This window comes from Streptomyces melanosporofaciens (assembly GCF_900105695.1).
In the GTDB taxonomy this organism is placed as follows: Bacteria; Actinomycetota; Actinomycetes; order Streptomycetales; family Streptomycetaceae; genus Streptomyces; species Streptomyces antimycoticus.
Genome location: NZ_FNST01000002.1, coordinates 3,757,911 through 3,776,211, shown reverse-complemented (window position 1 = coordinate 3,776,211; position 18,301 = coordinate 3,757,911). Strand labels below are relative to the sequence as shown.

Here is an 18,301-nt window from a genome sequence, read left to right as displayed (position 1 = left end):
CCGGCCGCGCTCAGTCGACGTCGATCCCCGGCGGAGCCGTCGGCGCGCCCGGGAGCCTGATCCAGGCGACCGTGCCGCCGCCCGGGGCCGCCTCCAGCCCCACCTGGCCGCCCGCCTGCTGGACCGTACGGGCCACGATCGACAGGCCGAGGCCCGAGCCGGGCATGCTGCGGGCGGACGGGGAGCGCCAGAAGCGCTCGAAGACATGCGGGAGTTCCTCGGCGGGGATGCCGGGGCCGTGGTCCCGCACCCTTACCTCTCCGCTTCTGAGGACGACGTCGATCACACCACCCGAAGGGCTGAACTTCACGGCGTTGTCGAGGAGATTGACCAGCGACCGCTCCAGCGTGGCCACCTCGCCACGGACGTACCAGGGCTCGATCGAGGCGTTGATGGTGAGATGCGCACCGCGCAGCCGGGCCCGCTCCAGGGCCGTCCGCGCCACCTCGTGCAGGGCGATCACCTGCGGGGGGCCGCTGCCGGGCAGGGCGTCGGGCCGGGACAGCTCCTGCAGATCGCCGATCAGCGCGGCCAGCTCGGTCATCTGCGCCTTGACGCTCCCCATGAGCGCCTTACGGTCGGCGGGCGGCAGCGCGCGGCCGGTCTCCTCGCTGCGGGCGAGCAGTTCGATATTGGTCCGCAGCGAGGTGAGCGGCGTGCGCAGCTCATGTCCGGCGTCCGCGATGAGCTGCTGCTGACGGTCGCGGGAGGAGGCGAGGGCCGCCGTCATGGAGTTGAACGACCGGGACAGCCGGGCGATCTCGTCATCGCCGTCCGCCGGGATGCGCACGGCCAGATCCTCGGTGCGGGCCACATGCTCGACCGCCTCGGTCAGCCGGTCCACGGGTTTGAGCCCGGTCCTGGCGATCCACAGGCCCGCGGCGCCCGCGCCGACGACGCCGACCCCGGCGACGACGGCGAGGACGAGGGTGAGCGTGCCCAGCGGATGCTCGACCTCGCTCAGCGGGCGGGCCATGGAGACGGCGATCCCCCGCGGCAGCGGGCTGCCCGGGCCCTCGGTCGGCCGGTAGGTGTACACCCGCATGTCCCCGCCGCCCGCGCCCGTCGCGTCATGCAGCGCGCTCGGCCGCTGCCCGACGGCCACCTCCACATCGGCGGTGGTCACCGGGAGCTGGGTGGCCCCGGGCTGGGTGCAGCGGCTCCCGTCGGCCAGCACGATCTGCACGGAGTACGAGCCGAGGGCGCGCGGGGTGTGGCCGTCGGCGCCCCCGGGGCTCTGGCACGCCTCCAGGATGCTCAGCACATTGCGCTCGTCCACCTTGACGTTCCGCAGGGACGAGTCGAGTTGGGCGCTGAGCTGTTCCCGGACGATCAGCCAGCACGCGAACGCCGACACCGCCACCGCCACCGCGACGGCCACCGCGGTCAGCAGGGCCAGCCGCGAACGCAGCGGCAGTCTGTGGAACCTCACGAGGGATCGCCCTCCGCGGGCCGCAGCACATAGCCCACCCCGCGCACGGTGTGCACGAGCCGCTGCTCGCCGCCCGCCTCGGTCTTACGGCGCAGATACATCACGTACACATCCAGCGAGTTGGACGACGGCTCGAAGTCGAAGCCCCACACCGCCTTGAGGATCTGCTCACGGGTGAGCACCTGACGGGGATGGGCCAGGAACATCTCCAGCAGGGTGAACTCGGTACGCGTCAGCTCCACGCGGCGCCCGCCCCGGGTGACCTCGCGGGTGATCAGGTCCATCCGCAGATCGCCGAAGACCATCACGTCGCCTTCGGGGAGCGCCGTGCCCTGCTGCCCCGCGTAGGAGCTGCGGCGCAGCAGGGCGCGGATGCGGGCCAGCAGTTCGTCCAGTTCGAAGGGTTTGACGAGGTAGTCGTCGGCGCCCGCGTCGAGCCCGGTGACCCGGTCGCCGACCGTGTCCCGCGCGGTGAGCATGAGGATGGGCAGCGTCACCCCGGTGGCGCGCAGCCGCCGCGCGGCGGTCAACCCGTCCATCCGGGGCATCAGCACATCGAGCACGATCAGCTCGGGGTCGTAGGAGCCGACCTTGTCCAGCGCGTCCAGTCCGTCCACGGCGGTCTCGGTCGCGTAGCCCTCGAAGACGAGGCTGCGCTGCAGGGCTTCCCGGACGGCCGGCTCGTCGTCGACGATCAGGATGCGGGCGGGCTGATCGCCGTGGTCGGCGGGGCTCATGGGTCGGTTTCCTTCACGATCACGATGACGGTGGGCGGGGAGGTGGCCGCGCTGCCGAGCGAGCCGCTCCGCGGGAATGGCTCCGTCGCTGCTCCGCCGCGCTGCTGCCAGCCTCGCACGTGGGTCGGTCAGACGTTGCCGTCGCTGCCGCCCGAGCGCAGGGAGGCGAGATCGGACTTGACCGTGTTGATCGGGATCGAGAAGCCGAGGCCGACGCTGCCCGCGCTGCTTGAGCTCTGGCCCGAGGCCGCGGAGTACATCGCGGAGTTGATGCCGATGACCTGGCCGCTCATGTTGATCAGCGCGCCGCCGGAGTTGCCGGGGTTGAGCGAGGCGTCGGTCTGGAGGGCCTTGTAGGTGGTGGTCGACTCGCCGACGTCGCCGTTGTACCGGCCGCCGCCGAACTCGAAGGGCCACTGACCGCCGCCACCCTGACCCTGACCGCCCTGGCCCTGCCCCTGGCTCTGGTCCGTGGAGACGGTGACCTCACGGTCGAGCGCGGAGACGATGCCACTGGTGACGGTGCCGGTAAGGCCCTCCGGCGAGCCGATGGCCACGACCTGATCGCCCACGGTGACCTTGCTGGAGTCACCGAGGGCCGCGGCCTTGAGCCCGCTCGCGCCCTCCACCTTGATCAGCGCGAGGTCCTTCTTGCTGTCGGTGCCGACGACCGTCGCGGTCTTCTTACTGCCGTCGCTGAAGGTCACCTTGATCGAGTCGGCGCCGGAGACCACATGGTTGTTGGTGATGACCTCGCCGCCGCCGGTGATGACCACGCCGGAGCCGGTGGACTGACCGCTGGTGCCACTCGCGCTGACCTCCACGATGCTGGGGCTGACGGCCGCCGCGACGGCCGAAACCCCGCTGCTGCTGGTGGATTTGGCGTTGACCACGGGGGTGGAGACCGTGGTGTCAGACTTCTGGGTGGCGTTGGTGACCAGTGCGGCCGCCCCGCCGCCCACGAGCGCCGCGACCGCCGCCACGGCCGCGATCAGGGCGACCGGACGCGGCGCCCGCGCCCTGCGCCGCCCTCCACCACCCTGCGCCCCCTGACCCGCGCCCGCGCCGCCGTCCTCCCCGACCCCGCCTCCGCCACCGCTGCCACCACTCGGCCACACGGTGACCCCGGACGGCGTGGTGACCGCCTGCTGAGGCTCGTACGCGGGCGGATCGGGATACCCCGCACCACCGCCGTACGAGAAGGGATAGGGCTCGTCTGCGCCGCTACGGCGTGTGCTGTCCGTCATGTCTATGACTGTGCGACCGAAGTATGAGAGTCCCCTGAGTGCCCGCTGAGAACCCCACCAGAAGTCGGTATGCCCGACATAAGGCGGCGAGCGGGGGCGTGTCCGCCGGGCGCCGAGGGCCGCCGTAACCTCGGCCCCCGCCGCCCCCGAACCCCCTCGGTCGCACCGCAGGTCAGCGAGGTCCAACCGCAGAACGTGGGCGTCGCGCCCCGCCAGCACGCCGCCGTAAGGCGGACGCTGCACCCCGGGAGGAGCACGCCGCCCGCAGGACACGAGCCTCCGCGCGCATCGGGGCCCAGCCACCGAACGCCGGGATCACAAGCCTCGCCAGGCGCGGAATCTCCCCGCAGGGGAGGCCACTGGGCGGGCGCGCGCCGCGCATGGCATCCGTTCGCGGGGCCGCGGGGCCCCCAACGCGCGTTCGTCGCCCGCCGGGAAAGGAGCCCGCACAGCGCGGCGGACGCCGACGCCAGAACAGGCAGGCGCCCCCCGCCCACCACAACGGGCCCGCAGGGCCCATCCCGCCGGACGGCGCAGACAACAGGGGGCCGTCGGGGCCTCCGGGGCCCCGACCCCGACAGAAGCGCTCCGCGCTACGCGCAGCCGCAGGAGTGGCGGACCACCAGTGCCGACGGGAACTGCTTGACCCGCTCGCGGCGGGAGCTCGCCAGGCGGACGCCGTCGTCCAGCACCAGGTCGACCGCGGCACGCGCCATCGCGGGGCGGTCGGAGCCGACCGTGGTCAGCGGGGGGTCGGTGAGGTGGGCTTCCTTGACGTCGTCGAAGCCGGCCACCGCCAGCTCCCCGGGGACCTCGATCCGCAGCTCACGCGCCGCCCGCAGCACCCCGAACGCCTGGTCGTCGGTGGCGCAGAAGATGGCCGGGGGCCGGTCGGGGCCGGCCAGCAGGTCGAGGGCGACCTTGTAGGCGTCGTACCGGTTGTACGGGGCCTGGAAGAGCCGCCCCTCCGTGGGGCGGCCCGCCTCGTGCATCGCGCGGCGCCAGCCCTCGACGTGGTCGGTGACGGGGTCGCCGACGGTCGGGGTTATCTCGGTGCCGCCGAGGCACGCCACGTAGTCATGGCCGTGCTCCAGCAGATGCCGCACCGCGAGCTGCGCGCCGCCGACGTCGTCCAGCACCACCGCCACGTCGTCGATCGCCTCGGGCCGCTCGTGCAGCAGCACCACCCGGGCGTCCCACGCCTCGATCTCGGCCGCCGCGTTCTCGCTCGGGCCCTGGCTGATGAGGATCAGCCCGGACACCCGCATCCCCAGGAAGGCGCGCAGATAGTGCACTTCGCGCTCGTCGAGGTAGTCGGAGTTGCCGACCAGCACCATCTTTCCGCGCTCGGCGGCCGCCTGCTCGACGGCGTGTGCCATCTCCGCGAAGAACGGCTGCCGGGCGTCCGGCACGATCAGCCCTATGAGATCGGTCCGGCGGCTCGCCATCGCCTGCGCGACGCGGTCCGGCCGGTAGCCGAGCTCCTTGATCGCGGCAAGCACCCGCTCGCGCGTGGCCGGGGCGACCGGCCGGGGTCCGTTATTGATGACGTAACTGACGACCGCGGTCGACGTCCCCGCAAGCCTTGCCACATCATCCCGCGTCACCTTGGCCACGCGCGAAGTCTACGCGGGTCCAGCTAGCTGTTGGCCGGTCGTGCGGCAGCGGCCCTCGCCGCGGAGCCGGGCGCCCCGCCGGGGCGCTCGCCCCGCGCCGTGTCGCCCGCCGCGGAGCCCCGCGTCGCGGCCTTGGCCCGGGCCTCCTCGGCGGCGCGCTCGACCTTCTCCGGCGCGACGAAGCGGTAGCCCACGTTCCGCACGGTGCCGATCAAGGACTCGTGCTCCGGGCCCAGTTTGGCGCGCAGCCGCCGGACATGGACGTCCACGGTGCGGGTGCCGCCGAAGTAGTCGTAGCCCCAGACCTCCTGCAGCAACTGCGCCCGGGTGAAGACCCGGCCGGGGTGCTGGGCGAGATACTTCAGCAGCTCGAACTCCTTGAATGTGAGATCGAGCACACGGCCCTTGAGCTTGGCGCTGTAGGTGGCCTCGTCGACCGACAGATCGCCGTTGCGGATCTCCATCGGGCTGTCGTCGGTGGTGATCTGCTGGCGGCCCATGGCCAGCCGCAGCCGGGCCTCGACCTCCGCCGGGCCCGCGGTGTCCAGCAGGACGTCGTCGACGCCCCAGTCGGCGGTGACGGCGGCCAGCCCGCCCTCGGTGACCACCAGGATCAGCGGACAGCCGGGGCCGGTGGACCGCAGCAGCTGGCACAGGCTGCGCACCTGCGGCAGATCGCGACGGCCGTCGATCAGGATGACATCGGCGCCCGGCGTGTCCACCAGGGCCGGGCCTTCGGCGGGAGCCACCCGCACGCTGTGCAGCAGGAGGCCGAGGGCGGGGAGCACCTCCGTCGAGGGCTGGAGTGCGTTGGTCAGCAGCAGGAGGGAACTCATCGTCCACCACCCGCCCCGGCCTTGTTCTCGAGGTTGTGCACGCTTCGCTCGCCCATTACGTCGGTTCCTCCTCGGTCCCTTGCGAGAGGGGCACCTCCCGGGCAGCGCCCGGGGGAGTCTGCGGCTACTACTTCGTACGGTCACGCTCCGCACCCTTGGAGCGACGGTGCGCTCAAACGCGCATCACGCCCCGAAAGCACAAAAGGACCCGGGGGCTACGTTGCCCGGATCCTCTTCACAGCAGAATAACCCACATGACATGTGCCCGAGAGGCTCAATCTGCTCCCCGTTGTCCTTCCAAGGTCATCACGAGGGAGCTGCGGGCCACGCTGCTGACCGATGACGCCGTCTCCATCGAGGCGCTGTACGAGCCTTCCCCGGCATCCGGCGCCGAACCCTCCGACCATCTCGCGCTGGTGGTCGGGCACGGGTTCACCGGCGCCCTGGAGCGCCCCGCGCTGCGGCGGGTGGCTTCGGCGTTTGCCCAGCGTACGGCCGTGATCACGTTCTCGTTCCGGGGGCATGGCCGGTCCGGCGGACGGTCCACGGTCGGCGACCGCGAGGTGCTGGATCTGGCCGCCGCGGTGCGCTGGGCACGTCGCCTCGGGCATCGGCGGGTCGCCACGGTCGGCTTCTCGATGGGCGGGTCGGTGGTGATCCGGCAGGCGGCGCTGTACGGGAAGAACGACGAAATCGAGCCGGTGCATGTCGCACACGATGGGGAGCGCACGGGGCGCTCGCCGGGGCGCACGGCCCCCGCGGCCGGGGCGATGAAAGGGCGGGCGCCGGGCACGCCCGGCGAGGCGGCCGACGGTGCCGCGCCCGATGCCGTGATCGCGGTGAGCGCACCCGCCCGCTGGTACTACCGGGGCACCGCGCCCATGCGGCGAGTCCACTGGGCGGTCACCCGGCCCGCGGGCCGGCTGGTCTCCCGCTACGGGCTGCGCACCCGGATCGACCCGCGCGGCTGGGACGTCGATCCGCTGTCCCCGGTGGCCGCGGCGCCGCTGATCGCGCCGACGCCGCTGCTGATCGTGCACGGCGACCGGGATCCGTACTTCCCGCTGGACCATCCGCGGATGCTGGCGTCGGCGGCGGACCCGTCCGCCTCGGAGCTGTGGATCGAACCGGGCTTCGGCCACGCCGAGACCGCCGCCTCCCCCGTCCTGCTGACGCGGATCGCCGACTGGGCGGCGGCCCACGCCTGAGGCGGCGGCCCACGCTATTCGGCCTCCGCCACCGGCTCGGCGAACTGGGACGCGTACAGCCGGGCATACGCACCGCCCGCCGCGAGCAGCGCGTCATGCGAGCCCTGCTCCACGATCCGCCCCGACTCCATCACCAGGATCACGTCCGCGTCCCGGATGGTCGACAGCCGGTGCGCGATCACGAAGCTGGTACGGCCGCTGCGCAGCGAGGCCATCGCCCGCTGGATGAGGACCTCGGTACGGGTGTCGACCGAGCTGGTTGCCTCGTCCAGCACCAGGATCGACGGCTCGGAGAGGAACGCCCGGGCGATCGTGATCAGCTGCTTCTCCCCCGCGCTGACGTTGGAGCCCTCCTCGTCGATCACCGAGTCGTAGCCGTCCGGCAGGGTCCGTACGAAGCGGTCCACATAGGTGGCCTTCGCCGCCTCGACGATCTCCTCGAAGCTCGCCCCCTGCGCGCCGTACGCGATGTTCTCGGCGATCGTCCCGCCGAACAGCCAGGTGTCCTGCAGCACCATCCCGATATGGGAGCGCAGCTCCTCCCGTGACATCTCGGCGATGTCCACCCCGTCCAGCGTGATCCGCCCGCCGCTGACCTCGTAGAACCGCATCAGCAGATTGACCAGCGTGGTCTTTCCGGCGCCGGTCGGGCCGACGATGGCCACGGTCTGCCCGGGCCGCACCGACAGCGACAGACCGTCGATGAGCGGCGTGTCCGGCTGGTAGCGGAAGGAGACCTCCTCGAACGCGACCTGCCCCCGCACCGCCTCCGGCCGCCGCGCGTCCACCGGCTCCGCGCTCTGCTCCGGCGCGTCCAGCAGCTCGAAGACCCGCTCGGCGGAGGCCACGCCCGACTGCACCATGTTGGCCATTGAAGCCACCTGGGTGAGCGGCTGGCTGAACTGCCGGGAGTACTGGACGAACGCCTGGACATCGCCGATCGACAGCGCGCCGGAGGCCACCCGGAGCCCGCCGACCACGGCCACCAGCACATAGTTGAGGTTCCCGATGAACATCATCGAGGGCTGGATCAGCCCGGAGATGGACTGGGCCCGGAAGCCCGCGGCGTAGAGCTTGTCGTTCTGCTCCCGGAACAGCTCGGCGGACTCCTTCTCCCGCCCGAAGACCTTCACCAGCGAGTGGCCGGTGTACATCTCCTCGATATGGGCGTTGAGCTTGCCCGTGGTCTTCCACTGGGCGACGAACTGCGGCTGGGCGCGCTTGCCGATGCGCGTCGTCACCCACACCGAGACCGGGACGGTGATCAGCGCCACCAGCGCCAGCAGCGGCGAGATCCAGAACATCATCGCCAGCACGCCCACGATCGTCAGCAGCGAGGCCAGGATCTGGCTGAGGGTCTGCTGCAGCGTCTGCTGGATGTTGTCGATGTCGTTGGTGGCGCGGGAGAGCACCTCACCGCGCGACTGCTTGTCGAAGTACGACAGCGGCAGCCGCGCCAGCTTGTGCTCCACGTCCTCGCGCAGCCGGAAGACGGCGCGCTGGACGATGGCCGTGGCAACCCGCGCCTGCACCAGACCCAGGAGCGCGGCGACGACATACAGCGCCGTGGCCCACAGCAGCACGATGCCGACCGCGTGGAAGTCGATGCCCTGGCCGGGGGTGACGTCCATCGAGGCCACCATGTCGGCGACCGTGCCCTGGTCCCTGTCGCGCAGCCACTGGACGGCCTGCTCCTTGGTGGCCCCGTCGGGCAGCTGCCGTCCGATGAGGCCCGCGAAGATCAGGTCGGTCGCCTCACCGAGGATCTTCGGACCCGCCACCGCGAGCGCGACGCTGCACGTGCCCAGCGCGAGCACCAGCAGCGCGACCCCGCGCTCGGGGCGGAGCCGGGCCAGCAGCCGGCGGCCGGAGCCGCGGAAGTCCAGGGACCGCTCGGTCGGCTGCCCGCCCATGAAGCGGCCGGGCCCGGCGGCGGGCGCCGGGCCCCTGCGGGGCGCCGAGGTGCCGCTCATGCCGCCTCCTCTTCGGTGAGCTGGGAGAGCACGATCTCGCGGTACGTCTCGTTCCCGGCCATCAGCTCGCCGTGGGTACCGGCGCCGACGATCCGCCCCGCGTCGAGCACCACGATCAGATCGGCGCCCCGGATGGTGGACACCCGCTGGGCGACGATGACGACCGTCGCGTTCTCCGTCTCGTCCACGAGCGCCGCCCGCAGCCGGGCGTCGGTGGCGTAGTCGAGCGCGGAGAAGGAGTCGTCGAAGAGATAGACGGACGGCTTGCGGACCAGGGCCCGGGCGATCGCCAGCCGCTGCCGCTGCCCGCCGGAGACATTGGTCCCGCCCTGGGCGATCGGGGCGTCGAGCCCGGCCTCCATGGACTCCACGAACTCCCGTGCCTGGGCGGTCTCCAGGGCTTGCCACAGCTCCTCGTCGGTGGCGTCGGGATTGCCGTACCGCAGGTTCGAGGCGACGGTGCCGGCGAAGAGATACGGCTTCTGCGGAACGAGCCCGATGGTCCGGGTCATCACCTCCGGATCGAGGTCGCGCACATCCACCCCGTCGATGTGGACACTGCCGTCGGTCGCGTCGAACAGCCGCGGCACCAGCCCGAGCAGGGTGGACTTGCCGCTGCCGGTGGAGCCGATGACGGCGGTGGTCCGGCCGGGCCGGGCGATCAGCGAGATGTCACGCAGCACCGGCTCGTCGGCGCCGGGGAAGCGGAACTCCACGCCCCGCAGCTCCAGCAGCCCCCGTCCGGCGTCGGCGGGCGCGGCCGCGACGGGCACGAGCGGCGGTACGACACTGGTCTCGGTGTCCAGCACCTCCTGTACGCGCTCGGCGCACACCTCGGCCCTCGGCACCATCATGAACATGAAGGTGGCCATCATCACCGACGACAGAATCTGCGCCAGATAGCTGAGGAACGCGGTCAGCGCGCCGATCTGCATCCCGCCGCTGTCGATCCGGTGCCCGCCGAACCAGACGACGGCCACGCTGGAGACGTTCACCACCAGCATCACGGCGGGGAACATCAGCGACATCAGCCGTCCGGCGCGCAGCGAGACATCCATCAGCCCGGTGTTGGCGGCGGTGAAGCGGTCGCGCTCATGGGTGTCGCGAACGAAGGCGCGGATGACCCGGATACCGGTGATCTGCTCGCGCAGCACCCGGTTGACCGTGTCGATGCGCTCCTGGACATGGCGGAACAGCGGCCGCATCCGGCGGACGATGAACGTGACGACCACGCCCAGAGTCGGAACGATGAGCAGGAGCAGCCCCGACAGCGGAACGTCCTGGTTGAGCGCCATGACCACACCGCCGACGCACATGATCGGCGCCGAGACCATCAGCGTGAACGCCATCAGGCACAGCATCTGCACCTGCTGGACATCGTTGGTGGTGCGGGTGATCAGGGACGGCGCCCCGAAGTGCCCCATCTCACGGGCGGAGAAGGACTGCACCCGGTCGAAGACGGCGGCGCGCACATCGCGGCCGAGCGCCATGGACGTACGGGCGCTGAAGTAGACGGCTCCCGCGGCGCACACGATCTGAACAAACGTGACGGCGATCATCAGCCCGCCGACACGGACGATGTAGCCGGTGTCGCCCTTCACCACTCCGCCGTCGATGATGTCCGCGTTCAGCGCGGGGAGGTAGAGGGTGGCCAGGGTCTGCACCAGCTGCAATAAAACGATCAGCGTGATCGTTCGGGTATGGGGCCTCAGATACGCCCGTATCAGTCGTACCAGCACACCGAAACCTTAAGTGACGCACGCCCCGAACCGGCCGTATTTTCGACGAACCGCGCGTGGTCCATGGCGCGGCCCCGCACCCGTCATCATGGAGGCGGCAGATGACGGGAAAGGGATCGCGATGGCGATGAAGAACACGCCCGCCGGGACCATCCGGTACTGGGCCGCGGCCCGCGCCGCGGCCGGCACCGCGGAGGAGCCGTACACCGCGCGGACACTGGCGGAAGCGCTCGATGCGGCCCGGGAGCGGCACACCGCTCGGCCGGAGTTCGCGCGGGTCCTGCTGCGCTGTTCGTTCCTGGTCGACGGAACCCCGGTCGGCACCCGCGACCACAAGACGATCCAACTCGCCGAGGGCGGCACGGTCGAGGTGCTCCCGCCGTTCGCAGGAGGGTGAACCCCGAGCTCATGAGCAACCAGCCGCACCAGCCCAACGAGCCCCACGAGCCTCACCAACAGAACCCGCAGCAGCCGCAGAACCAGCAGCAGCCGTATCCCCCGTACGGGTCGTACGAGACTCCTTACGGCGGCTACGACCAGAGCGCGCATCCTTACGGCGGCGACGGCGGCCAGGGTCAGGGCGCCCAGCAGCCGACCGACTGGCCGGGGTACGAGGGCTATCCGCAGCAGCAGGGGTACGCCGCCCAGGCCCAGCCGCAGCAGTACCAGCACCCGCAGCAGCAGTACCAGCAGCAGCCGTACGCGGACCCCTACGCCGCCCAGCAGGCGCACCAGGGCCGGCACCCGCAGCAGGGTCACCGGGCGCACCAGGGCAACCAGGGGCAGTACGCACAGGGCTGGGATCAGCAGCAGCACCCGTACCGGCCCGCCGCCCAGCACCCGGCCCAGCCCCAGCGCCCGGCACAAGCCCAGGCGCAGGCCCAGCACGCGCAGGCCCAGCACGCCCACCCCCAGCAGCCGCGGCCCGCGCCCCCCGCCGCGACGGCAGGCGCAACCGCGACCGCGACCGCCGAGCCGCCCGCCCCGCAGCCGGACCGGCCGCTCACCGCCGCCGAGAAGGCCCGCGCCGAGGGCCGTCCGCAGATCCTGCCCCCGGGGTTCGTGCCCGCCGCCCTGACCGCCGTGCTCGCCGGCCTTCTCGCGGCCACCGCACCGCTGGGCCGCCCGGCGGTCGCGGTGGTGGTGGCGGTGCTGCAGGCGGTCACGGCCGCCGGCTGGTTCCGGCTGAACGGCATGTGGCCCGCCCGGCAGGGCATCGCGCTCGCCTACGCGGGCGGTCTGGCCGCCAGCATCGGTCTGCTCGCCACCGAGCCCGCACACGCCCCGACGGTCCTCATCGGCACCGTCGGCGTCTGGCTGCTGCTCGTGGTGATCCTCCAGCTCCGCAGCCACGCCTCCGCGGACGAGCGGTTGTACGGGCTCACGGCCGCTGTGGCGTCCACGGCCCTTACGGTGCTCGCGGCCGGCCATCTGGCCGCGGTCGCCGAGTCCTCGGACGCCGTCGTGGTGGGGGCGGCCGCCGTCGCCGTGGCCGTGCTCGTCCGGGCACTGCCGCTGCCGACCGCCGCCGCCGTCGTGGTCGCGCTGGCGGCCGCCACGGGCGCCGGGGTCGGGGCCGGGCAGCTCACCGGAACGGGCACCTCCACCGCCGCCCTGCTCGGGTTCGCGGCCGGGGCGTGCGCGCTGATCGGCCACCGGGTCGCCAGCTACGACTACCCCTCGCGTTTCGTCCATATGACGGCCGGCGTGGCGCTGCCGCTCGCGGCCGCGGCCCCCGTGGTCTATGTGATCGGCCGCGCACTGGGCTGACTCCCCGGCTCGCGTTCGGCCGCTCCGGATAGGCTCGCAGCCTCAGGCGAGGGCCTGAGCAAGAGCCTGGGGACCCACGCACATGCGCGCACTACGTATCACCTTGATCGTCGTCGTGATACTCGGCGGCCTCTTCGTGGCCGCCGACCGCATCGCGGTGTACATCGCGGAGTCGAAGGCCGCAGACAAGATCAAGAGTTCACAGGGCCTGACCACCACGCCCAATGTCTCGATCAAGGGCTTCCCCTTCCTCACCCAGGTCGCGGGCAAGGAGCTGGACGAGGTCGACGTCGGTGTGGACGGGCTGACCACGGCCACGGGGGACGGCCGTAGCGTCCGGGTCACCGAGCTCGACGCGAAGCTGCACGACGTCCGCATCTCGGGCAGCTTCTCCTCGGCCAGCGCCGACCGCGCCACCGGCTCGGCCCACATCAGCTACGCGGACCTCTCGCAGGCCGCCGGTCCGGGGTGACCGTCGGCTACGACCCGTCGGGGTCCAACAAGGTCAAGATCACCGGCAGTCTGCTGGGCCTCAGCCTCACCGCCCACTCCCAGGTCACCATCGTGAACGGGACCACCATCCGGCTGCACGCCGAGTCCATCCCGGGCGGCAGCATCCCCAGTGGGAGGACAAGGTGCGCGAGAAGGCCGACATCGAGCGGAAGATCGAGGGACTGCCCACCGGTATGCGGCTCGACAAGGTGGAGACCACCAAGGACGGCATAGACGTCTCGGTCACGGGTAATAACGTCCAACTGACGGGCTGACGCGATCAGCACCAGGGGCGTCCGATCATGCTCCGGGTCCATTCACTGAGACGATCTCGTCCGCATCCATGACCGTCCGTGGCCTTCGCCTGCCCGGACGGCCCCGCCTCCGGGGCGTGCACCACTCTCCCATCTCACTCTCCGGACGATATCGTCTCATCATTCGACACGCCGGTGACATGCCCGCCTGTCCGTCCCTACGATCGGACGCATGAAGCGACAGGCGGATCTCACGAAGCGGCGGGCAGTCGACCTGTGCCGTGTCGCCGCCATGCTCTGTCGCACCGTCTGAACGGGACGCGGTCCGGCACGCCTCGGACCGGCCCCCTCTTCGGCCCGTCAGCCGGGCCTTCCCGCACTTTCGCTCGTACGCTCGCCGCACGCCCCGCGCGGCGCCGCGTCGCGAGCGTGCCCGTACCGCCGCAACTGCCCCGGAGGAGAGAACATGAGCCGCAGCGACGTCCTGGTGGACGCCGAGTGGGTCCAGGCCCGGATCGACGACCCCAAGACGGTCATCGTCGAGGTGGACGAGGACACGTCGGCCTACGACAAGAACCACATCAAGAACGCCGTCCGGATCGACTGGAAGCAGGACCTCCAGGACCCGGTGCGCCGTGACTTCGTCGACCAGGCCGGCTTCGAGAAGCTCCTGTCGGAGAAGGGCATCGCCAACGACGACACGGTCGTCCTCTACGGCGGCAACAACAACTGGTTCGCGGCGTACGCCTACTGGTACTTCAAGCTCTACGGCCACCAGGACGTCAAGCTGCTCGACGGCGGCCGCAAGAAGTGGGAGCTCGACTCCCGCGACCTGGTCGCCGAGGTCCCGACCCGCGCGGCGACCGAGTACAAGGCCAAGCCGCAGGACGCCTCCATTCGCGCCTTCCGCGACGAGGTCGTCGACGCCATCGGCTCGCTGAACCTCGTCGACGTGCGCTCCCCCGACGAGTTCTCCGGCAAGCTGCTCGCCCCGGCCCACCTCCCCCAGGAGCAGTCGCAGCGTCCCGGCCACGTGCCGAGCGCCCGCAACATCCCCTGGTCGAAGTCGGCCAACGACGACGGCACCTTCAAGAGCGACGACGAGCTCAAGGAGATCTACGAGGGCGCGGGCGTCGACCTGGCGAAGGACACCATCGCCTACTGCCGCATCGGTGAGCGCTCCGCTCACACCTGGTTCGTCCTGCACGAGCTCCTGGGCCAGACCAACGTCAAGAACTACGACGGCTCCTGGACCGAGTACGGCTCGCTGGTCGGCGTGCCGGTCGAGCTCGGCGCCGACAGCTGACCCCTCTCCCCGAACGCGCCCCCGAACGTAAGGACAGACATCCATGTGTGGAGCCAAGGCCGGCGGCCCCGACGCCTCGACGATCAAGCCCGGTGAGACCACCATCCAGGGTTCGGTGACCCGCGACGGCGAGCCCGTCACCGGCTACGTCCGGCTGCTGGACAGCACCGGCGAGTTCACCGCCGAGGTCCCCACCTCCGCGACCGGACAGTTCCGTTTCTACGCCGCGGAGGGCACCTGGACGCTGCGTGCCCTGGTTCCCGGCGGCACCGCGGACCGCACTGTCGTCGCCCAGAAGGGCGGGCTGGCGGAGGTCGCCATCGCCGTCTGACGCGTGACGGCGCGTCGTGAGACACGGCCGGAGGGCCGCACCCCGGGGTTGGACGCCTCGGCGGGGTGCGGCCCTCCGTCTGTCCCGCCGGTCGGTGCCGGTTTCCTTCGTCTGTCGGCGCGGCGGCCTGGGACGTACGCTGGAGATATGTACGCGCGACGCCGCCACGCATATTTTTTCCTGATGGGCGCGTGTCTGACGCTCTTCATCTCGGCGTGGGCCTTTGTGCGCCTGTGGTCCGTACCCGCCGCGGTCGCGATGTGCATCGTCGCCATGGTGATCCCGCCCTTGGCCGCCATAGTGGCCAATCGCCGGGGCCCGGACGACCGGTGGTGGGATGAGTCGGGGGACGAGGAATCCGACCGGTGGTGGCGGGAGCTGGACGAGCACAACCACCGGCATTGACCACCAGCACAACCGCCCCGGCCGATCGGGGCCCGGCAGGGGCCACTGACCGGGCCCCGGCCGAGGCGCAGAGGTCCGCCCTGGTGGCCCGCGGTGCCCAGGACCGCCCTGGTCGCCCGGGCGACGAGGACCGCCCTAGTACACGAGCGCCTGGACGCCGTCCGGCATGATCTCGCTCACGAAGACCTGAGCACCCGCGATCCGGGCCCCCTCGATCAGATCCTTCTCCTCGATCTCCCGGCGCGCCGCGCACTGGGTGCACACCGTGATCGTGCCGCCGCCCGTAAGGATGCCGTCGATCAGATCCGGCAGCGGCGCCGCATGCGGTAGCTCGAATTCCGCCGCCCGCCCCGGCAGCGCGAACCACGTCGACTCCCCGGTCAGCCAGAGCGAGACCTCGACCCCGCTCGCCGCGGCCACCGCCGCCACCGTGAACGCCTGGGAGCACCGCTCGGGAGCGTCCGTGCCCGCCGTCACCTTGATCACCAGCTTCTTCGCCATACGCCAACCTTAGGGTCGGCACGGTGGGCCGGGCGCGGCACGGCGACCTGTCTCCACCGGCCGCCCCGGCGCCGACTAGACTCGGTGCCGTCCGTCATCTGTTCCGAGGAGCGCGCTCGTGCTTGAGGCAGTCTTCACCACCCTGATGATCCTGGTCGCCGTGGCCACGCTCGGCTTCGCCGCACTGACCTGGAAGAAGCTGTACCAGGGCCAGCGCTGAACCCCTCCCGCCCGGCCGTCACGGCTCGACTCTCGACAGATCGCCTGAATTCATGATCCAGATTCCCTCCGACCTCCACCCGGACCTCGTGCCGCTCGCCTTCCTCCTGGGCAACTGGGAAGGCGCGGGCGTATCGGACTTCCCCGGGGCCGAGAAGTGCAACTTCGGCCAGGAGGCGACCTTCACGCACGACGGCCGCGACTTCATCGAGTACGTCTCGCACACCTGGGTGCTGGACTCCGAGGGCAAGAAGGTGCGCCCCCTGGAGACCGAGTCCGGCTACTGGCGGATCGACAAGGACCGCAAGGTCGAGGTCGTGATGAGCCGGGACCAGGGCATCGTCGAGGTCTGGTACGGCGAGCTCGCGGAGGGCAAGCCGCAGATCGACCTGGCGACGGACGCGGTGGCGCGCACCGCGCACGCGGCCCCGTACGCGGGCGGCAAGCGGCTCTACGGCTACGTCAACAGCGATCTGATGTGGGTCGGCGAGAAGGCCACCCCCGAGGTCGAGCTGCGCCCGTACATGTCCGCGCATCTGAAGAAGGTCGTCGACCCCCGGGAGTGGGCCAAGGACCTCAAGGACCTGCCGGACGACGGGATCGCCTTCTTCCGCTGAGTGCTTGAGCTCCTGGGCTCGTGCGCTCTCGAGCGGGCCGGTCCGCCTGCCGCCGAGCCCGGCTCTTCCGTGCCGCGGCCGGTTCTGCCCCTGTGCGTCCGGCCGGTAACCGCGTGCCCGCCTACACTTGCACCGTGGCGACCACCGACTGGAAGAGCGATCTGCGGGAGCGCGGCTACCGGCTGACCCCGCAGCGCCAGCTCGTGCTCGAAGCCGTCGATCATCTGGAGCACGCCACTCCGGACGAGATCCTCACCGAGGTGCGCCGCACCGCGAGCGGCGTCAACATCTCCACGGTCTACCGCACGCTGGAGCTGCTGGAGGAGCTGGGCCTGGTCAGCCATGCCCACCTCGGCCACGGCGCCCCCACGTACCACTTGGCCGACCGGCACCATCACATCCATATGGTGTGCCGCGACTGCACGGATGTGATCGAGGCCGATGTCTCCGTGGCCGACTCCTTCACCCGGCAGCTCCGGGCGGACTTCGGCTTCGAGACCGATCTGAAACACTTCGCGATCTTCGGCCGGTGTGCCGCGTGCTCCACCCGGCAGCGCGGTGGAGACGACGGCCAAAACGGCTCCGGTGAGGGCCGGGCCCGCAGGTCGTAGGCTGAGTTCATGAAGAGCCCTTTGCTGTCGTTGCCCGGCGCCGTCCCCGGCGAAGGCCCCGACGAAGGCGTCGCCGCCCACTATGGCGACCTGTTCCGCGAGCAGCGCGCGCTCGCCGACGGCACCGGCTTCGTGGACCTCTCGCACCGCGGAGTGGTCACCGTCACCGGTGCCGACCGGCTGAGCTGGCTGCATCTGCTGATCACCCAGCACGTCAGCGAACTCCCGCCGGGCCAGGCCACCGAAGCCCTGATCCTCTCCGCCCACGGCCATATCGAACACGCGCTCTATCTCGTCGACGACGGCGAAACGACCTGGGCCCATGTCGAGCCCGACAGCCAGCGCGATCTGATCGCCTACCTGGAGAGCATGAAGTTCTTCTACCGGGTCGACATCGCGGACCGCACCGACGACTACGCGGTCGTCCACCTCCCGGCGGGCAGCATCACCGAGGCCCCCGAGGACACCGTCGTCCGCGAGACCCCGCACGGTCGGGATCTCTTCCTGCCGCGTGCCCGGCTCACCGACTTCGCCGAGGCGAGCGGGCCGGCGATCGGGGTGCTGGCGTACGAGGCGCTGCGGGTCGAGGCCCACCGGCCGCGGGTCGGCCTGGAGACCGACCACCGCACCATCCCGCATGAGCTGGGGTGGATCGGCTCCGCCGTCCATCTGCAGAAGGGCTGCTACCGCGGCCAGGAGACCGTCGCCCGGGTGCAGAACCTGGGGAAGCCACCGCGCCGGCTGGTCTTCCTCCACCTCGACGGCAGCGAGGTGACGCTGCCCTCCCACGGCGCGCCCATACGGCTGGCCTCGGAGGGCGAGGAGGGCCGCCAACTGGGGTTCATCACCTCCTCGGCCCGCCACCACGAGCTGGGACCGATCGCGCTCGCGCTGGTCAAGCGCAATGTGCCGGTGGACGCGGAGCTGATCGCCGACTCCACGGCCGCCGCTCAGGAGACGGTCGTGGAGCCGTGAGCCCGGGGCGGTCGCTCCAGACCACGAGGTGA

General features: G+C 71.2%; 18 protein-coding genes and 1 pseudogene. 11 read left to right on the top strand and 8 right to left on the bottom strand.

All coding sequences use genetic code 11. The features are described from left to right. Positions 1–10: 10 nt before the first annotated feature. From BLV72_RS18860 to BLV72_RS18840, 5 genes are all read right to left on the bottom strand, one after another. Complete coding sequence (locus BLV72_RS18860) at positions 11–1,432, bottom strand: sensor histidine kinase (RefSeq protein ID WP_093463627.1); 1,422 nt, start codon at positions 1,430–1,432, stop codon at positions 11–13. Then, positions 1,429–2,169, bottom strand: coding sequence for a response regulator transcription factor (locus BLV72_RS18855; RefSeq protein WP_093463626.1), 741 nt, complete (start codon positions 2,167–2,169; stop codon positions 1,429–1,431). Before BLV72_RS18855 ends, BLV72_RS18860 begins: the two co-directional genes overlap by 4 nt. Positions 2,170–2,297: 128 nt before the next feature. Beyond that, positions 2,298–3,416, bottom strand: a complete 1,119-nt coding sequence (locus tag BLV72_RS18850) for a S1C family serine protease (protein ID WP_093463624.1) — start codon at positions 3,414–3,416, stop codon at positions 2,298–2,300. Between the two features lie 593 nt (positions 3,417–4,009). Beyond that, the gene (locus BLV72_RS18845; protein WP_093463623.1) at positions 4,010–5,032 is read right to left on the bottom strand and encodes a LacI family DNA-binding transcriptional regulator; all 1,023 of its coding nucleotides are present in this window, start codon (positions 5,030–5,032) and stop codon (positions 4,010–4,012) included. Positions 5,033–5,055: 23 nt separating this feature from the next. Continuing rightward, positions 5,056–5,868: a response regulator transcription factor gene (locus BLV72_RS18840; RefSeq protein WP_093463621.1), complete on the bottom strand. Its 813-nt coding sequence runs from the start codon at positions 5,866–5,868 to the stop codon at positions 5,056–5,058. 254 nt (positions 5,869–6,122) lie between these two features. On the opposite strand from BLV72_RS18840, the gene BLV72_RS18835 reads away from it, so the two are divergent. Further along, positions 6,123–7,076 carry an alpha/beta hydrolase gene (locus BLV72_RS18835; protein WP_244320845.1) on the top strand — a complete coding sequence of 318 codons (954 nt, stop codon included), beginning with the start codon at positions 6,123–6,125 and terminating at the stop codon, positions 7,074–7,076. A gap of 14 nt (positions 7,077–7,090) precedes the next feature. On the opposite strand, the gene BLV72_RS18830 is transcribed toward BLV72_RS18835, so the two are convergent. Together BLV72_RS18830 and BLV72_RS18825 are read right to left on the bottom strand one after the other, a co-directional pair. After that, positions 7,091–9,049 carry an ABC transporter ATP-binding protein gene (locus tag BLV72_RS18830; RefSeq protein ID WP_093463620.1) on the bottom strand — a complete coding sequence of 653 codons (1,959 nt, stop codon included), beginning with the start codon at positions 9,047–9,049 and terminating at the stop codon, positions 7,091–7,093. Continuing rightward, positions 9,046–10,788: an ABC transporter ATP-binding protein gene (locus BLV72_RS18825; RefSeq protein ID WP_167746378.1), complete on the bottom strand. Its 1,743-nt coding sequence runs from the start codon at positions 10,786–10,788 to the stop codon at positions 9,046–9,048. The genes BLV72_RS18830 and BLV72_RS18825 overlap by 4 nt, the downstream gene beginning before the upstream one ends. Positions 10,789–10,909: 121 nt before the next feature. On the opposite strand from BLV72_RS18825, the gene BLV72_RS18820 reads away from it, so the two are divergent. From BLV72_RS18820 to BLV72_RS18795, 7 genes and pseudogenes are all read left to right on the top strand, one after another. Next, entirely contained in the window at positions 10,910–11,185 is a 276-nt protein-coding gene (locus tag BLV72_RS18820) for a MoaD/ThiS family protein (RefSeq protein WP_208905670.1), read from the top strand. An 11-nt stretch (positions 11,186–11,196) separates the two neighbouring features. Next, the gene (locus BLV72_RS18815) at positions 11,197–12,558 is read left to right on the top strand and encodes a hypothetical protein (protein WP_093470426.1); all 1,362 of its coding nucleotides are present in this window, start codon (positions 11,197–11,199) and stop codon (positions 12,556–12,558) included. A gap of 82 nt (positions 12,559–12,640) precedes the next feature. Further along, positions 12,641–13,325, top strand: a pseudogene (locus tag BLV72_RS18810) (LmeA family phospholipid-binding protein). Positions 13,326–13,536: 211 nt separating this feature from the next. Next, positions 13,537–13,617: a putative leader peptide gene (locus BLV72_RS52040; protein WP_350203226.1), complete on the top strand. Its 81-nt coding sequence runs from the start codon at positions 13,537–13,539 to the stop codon at positions 13,615–13,617. A gap of 153 nt (positions 13,618–13,770) precedes the next feature. After that, positions 13,771–14,610 carry a sulfurtransferase gene (locus BLV72_RS18805; protein WP_093463618.1) on the top strand — a complete coding sequence of 280 codons (840 nt, stop codon included), beginning with the start codon at positions 13,771–13,773 and terminating at the stop codon, positions 14,608–14,610. Between the two features lie 43 nt (positions 14,611–14,653). After that, on the top strand, positions 14,654–14,941 hold the full coding sequence (locus tag BLV72_RS18800; protein WP_028814639.1) for a DUF1416 domain-containing protein: 288 nt from the start codon (positions 14,654–14,656) through the stop codon (positions 14,939–14,941). 147 nt (positions 14,942–15,088) lie between these two features. Beyond that, complete coding sequence (locus BLV72_RS18795; protein ID WP_014053929.1) at positions 15,089–15,346, top strand: DUF3099 domain-containing protein; 258 nt, start codon at positions 15,089–15,091, stop codon at positions 15,344–15,346. Between the two features lie 135 nt (positions 15,347–15,481). On the opposite strand, the gene BLV72_RS18790 is transcribed toward BLV72_RS18795, so the two are convergent. Further along, positions 15,482–15,847 (bottom strand): DsrE family protein, encoded by a 366-nt coding sequence (locus BLV72_RS18790; RefSeq protein WP_093463617.1) that lies wholly within the window; start codon positions 15,845–15,847, stop codon positions 15,482–15,484. Positions 15,848–16,119: 272 nt separating this feature from the next. Here BLV72_RS18790 and BLV72_RS18785 point away from each other — a divergent pair, with 272 nt between their 5' ends. From BLV72_RS18785 to ygfZ, 3 genes are all read left to right on the top strand, one after another. Continuing rightward, complete coding sequence (locus tag BLV72_RS18785; protein WP_078642748.1) at positions 16,120–16,683, top strand: heme-binding beta-barrel domain-containing protein; 564 nt, start codon at positions 16,120–16,122, stop codon at positions 16,681–16,683. Positions 16,684–16,817: 134 nt separating this feature from the next. After that, the gene (locus tag BLV72_RS18780; protein WP_093470425.1) at positions 16,818–17,294 is read left to right on the top strand and encodes a Fur family transcriptional regulator; all 477 of its coding nucleotides are present in this window, start codon (positions 16,818–16,820) and stop codon (positions 17,292–17,294) included. Between the two features lie 9 nt (positions 17,295–17,303). After that, on the top strand, positions 17,304–18,269 hold the full coding sequence (gene ygfZ / locus BLV72_RS18775) for a CAF17-like 4Fe-4S cluster assembly/insertion protein YgfZ (RefSeq protein WP_059145928.1): 966 nt from the start codon (positions 17,304–17,306) through the stop codon (positions 18,267–18,269). Positions 18,270–18,301: the final 32 nt, after the last annotated feature.

Excerpts from the sequence above, each read along its gene's own strand:
- BLV72_RS18855 (WP_093463626.1), bottom strand. The coding sequence starts at position 2,169 with ATGAGCCCCGCCGACCACGGCGATCAGCCCGCCCGCATCCTGATCGTC.
- BLV72_RS18850 (WP_093463624.1), bottom strand. The coding sequence starts at position 3,416 with ATGACGGACAGCACACGCCGTAGCGGCGCAGACGAGCCCTATCCCTTC.
- BLV72_RS18840 (WP_093463621.1), bottom strand. The coding sequence starts at position 5,868 with ATGAGTTCCCTCCTGCTGCTGACCAACGCACTCCAGCCCTCGACGGAG.
- BLV72_RS18835 (WP_244320845.1), top strand. The coding sequence starts at position 6,123 with ATGACATGTGCCCGAGAGGCTCAATCTGCTCCCCGTTGTCCTTCCAAG.
- BLV72_RS18830 (WP_093463620.1), bottom strand. The coding sequence starts at position 9,049 with ATGAGCGGCACCTCGGCGCCCCGCAGGGGCCCGGCGCCCGCCGCCGGG.
- BLV72_RS18820 (WP_208905670.1), top strand. The coding sequence starts at position 10,910 with ATGGCGATGAAGAACACGCCCGCCGGGACCATCCGGTACTGGGCCGCG.
- BLV72_RS18815 (WP_093470426.1), top strand. The coding sequence starts at position 11,197 with ATGAGCAACCAGCCGCACCAGCCCAACGAGCCCCACGAGCCTCACCAA.
- BLV72_RS52040 (WP_350203226.1), top strand. The coding sequence starts at position 13,537 with ATGAAGCGACAGGCGGATCTCACGAAGCGGCGGGCAGTCGACCTGTGC.
- BLV72_RS18805 (WP_093463618.1), top strand. The coding sequence starts at position 13,771 with ATGAGCCGCAGCGACGTCCTGGTGGACGCCGAGTGGGTCCAGGCCCGG.
- BLV72_RS18800 (WP_028814639.1), top strand. The coding sequence starts at position 14,654 with ATGTGTGGAGCCAAGGCCGGCGGCCCCGACGCCTCGACGATCAAGCCC.
- BLV72_RS18795 (WP_014053929.1), top strand. The coding sequence starts at position 15,089 with ATGTACGCGCGACGCCGCCACGCATATTTTTTCCTGATGGGCGCGTGT.
- BLV72_RS18790 (WP_093463617.1), bottom strand. The coding sequence starts at position 15,847 with ATGGCGAAGAAGCTGGTGATCAAGGTGACGGCGGGCACGGACGCTCCC.
- BLV72_RS18785 (WP_078642748.1), top strand. The coding sequence starts at position 16,120 with ATGATCCAGATTCCCTCCGACCTCCACCCGGACCTCGTGCCGCTCGCC.
- ygfZ (WP_059145928.1), top strand. The coding sequence starts at position 17,304 with ATGAAGAGCCCTTTGCTGTCGTTGCCCGGCGCCGTCCCCGGCGAAGGC.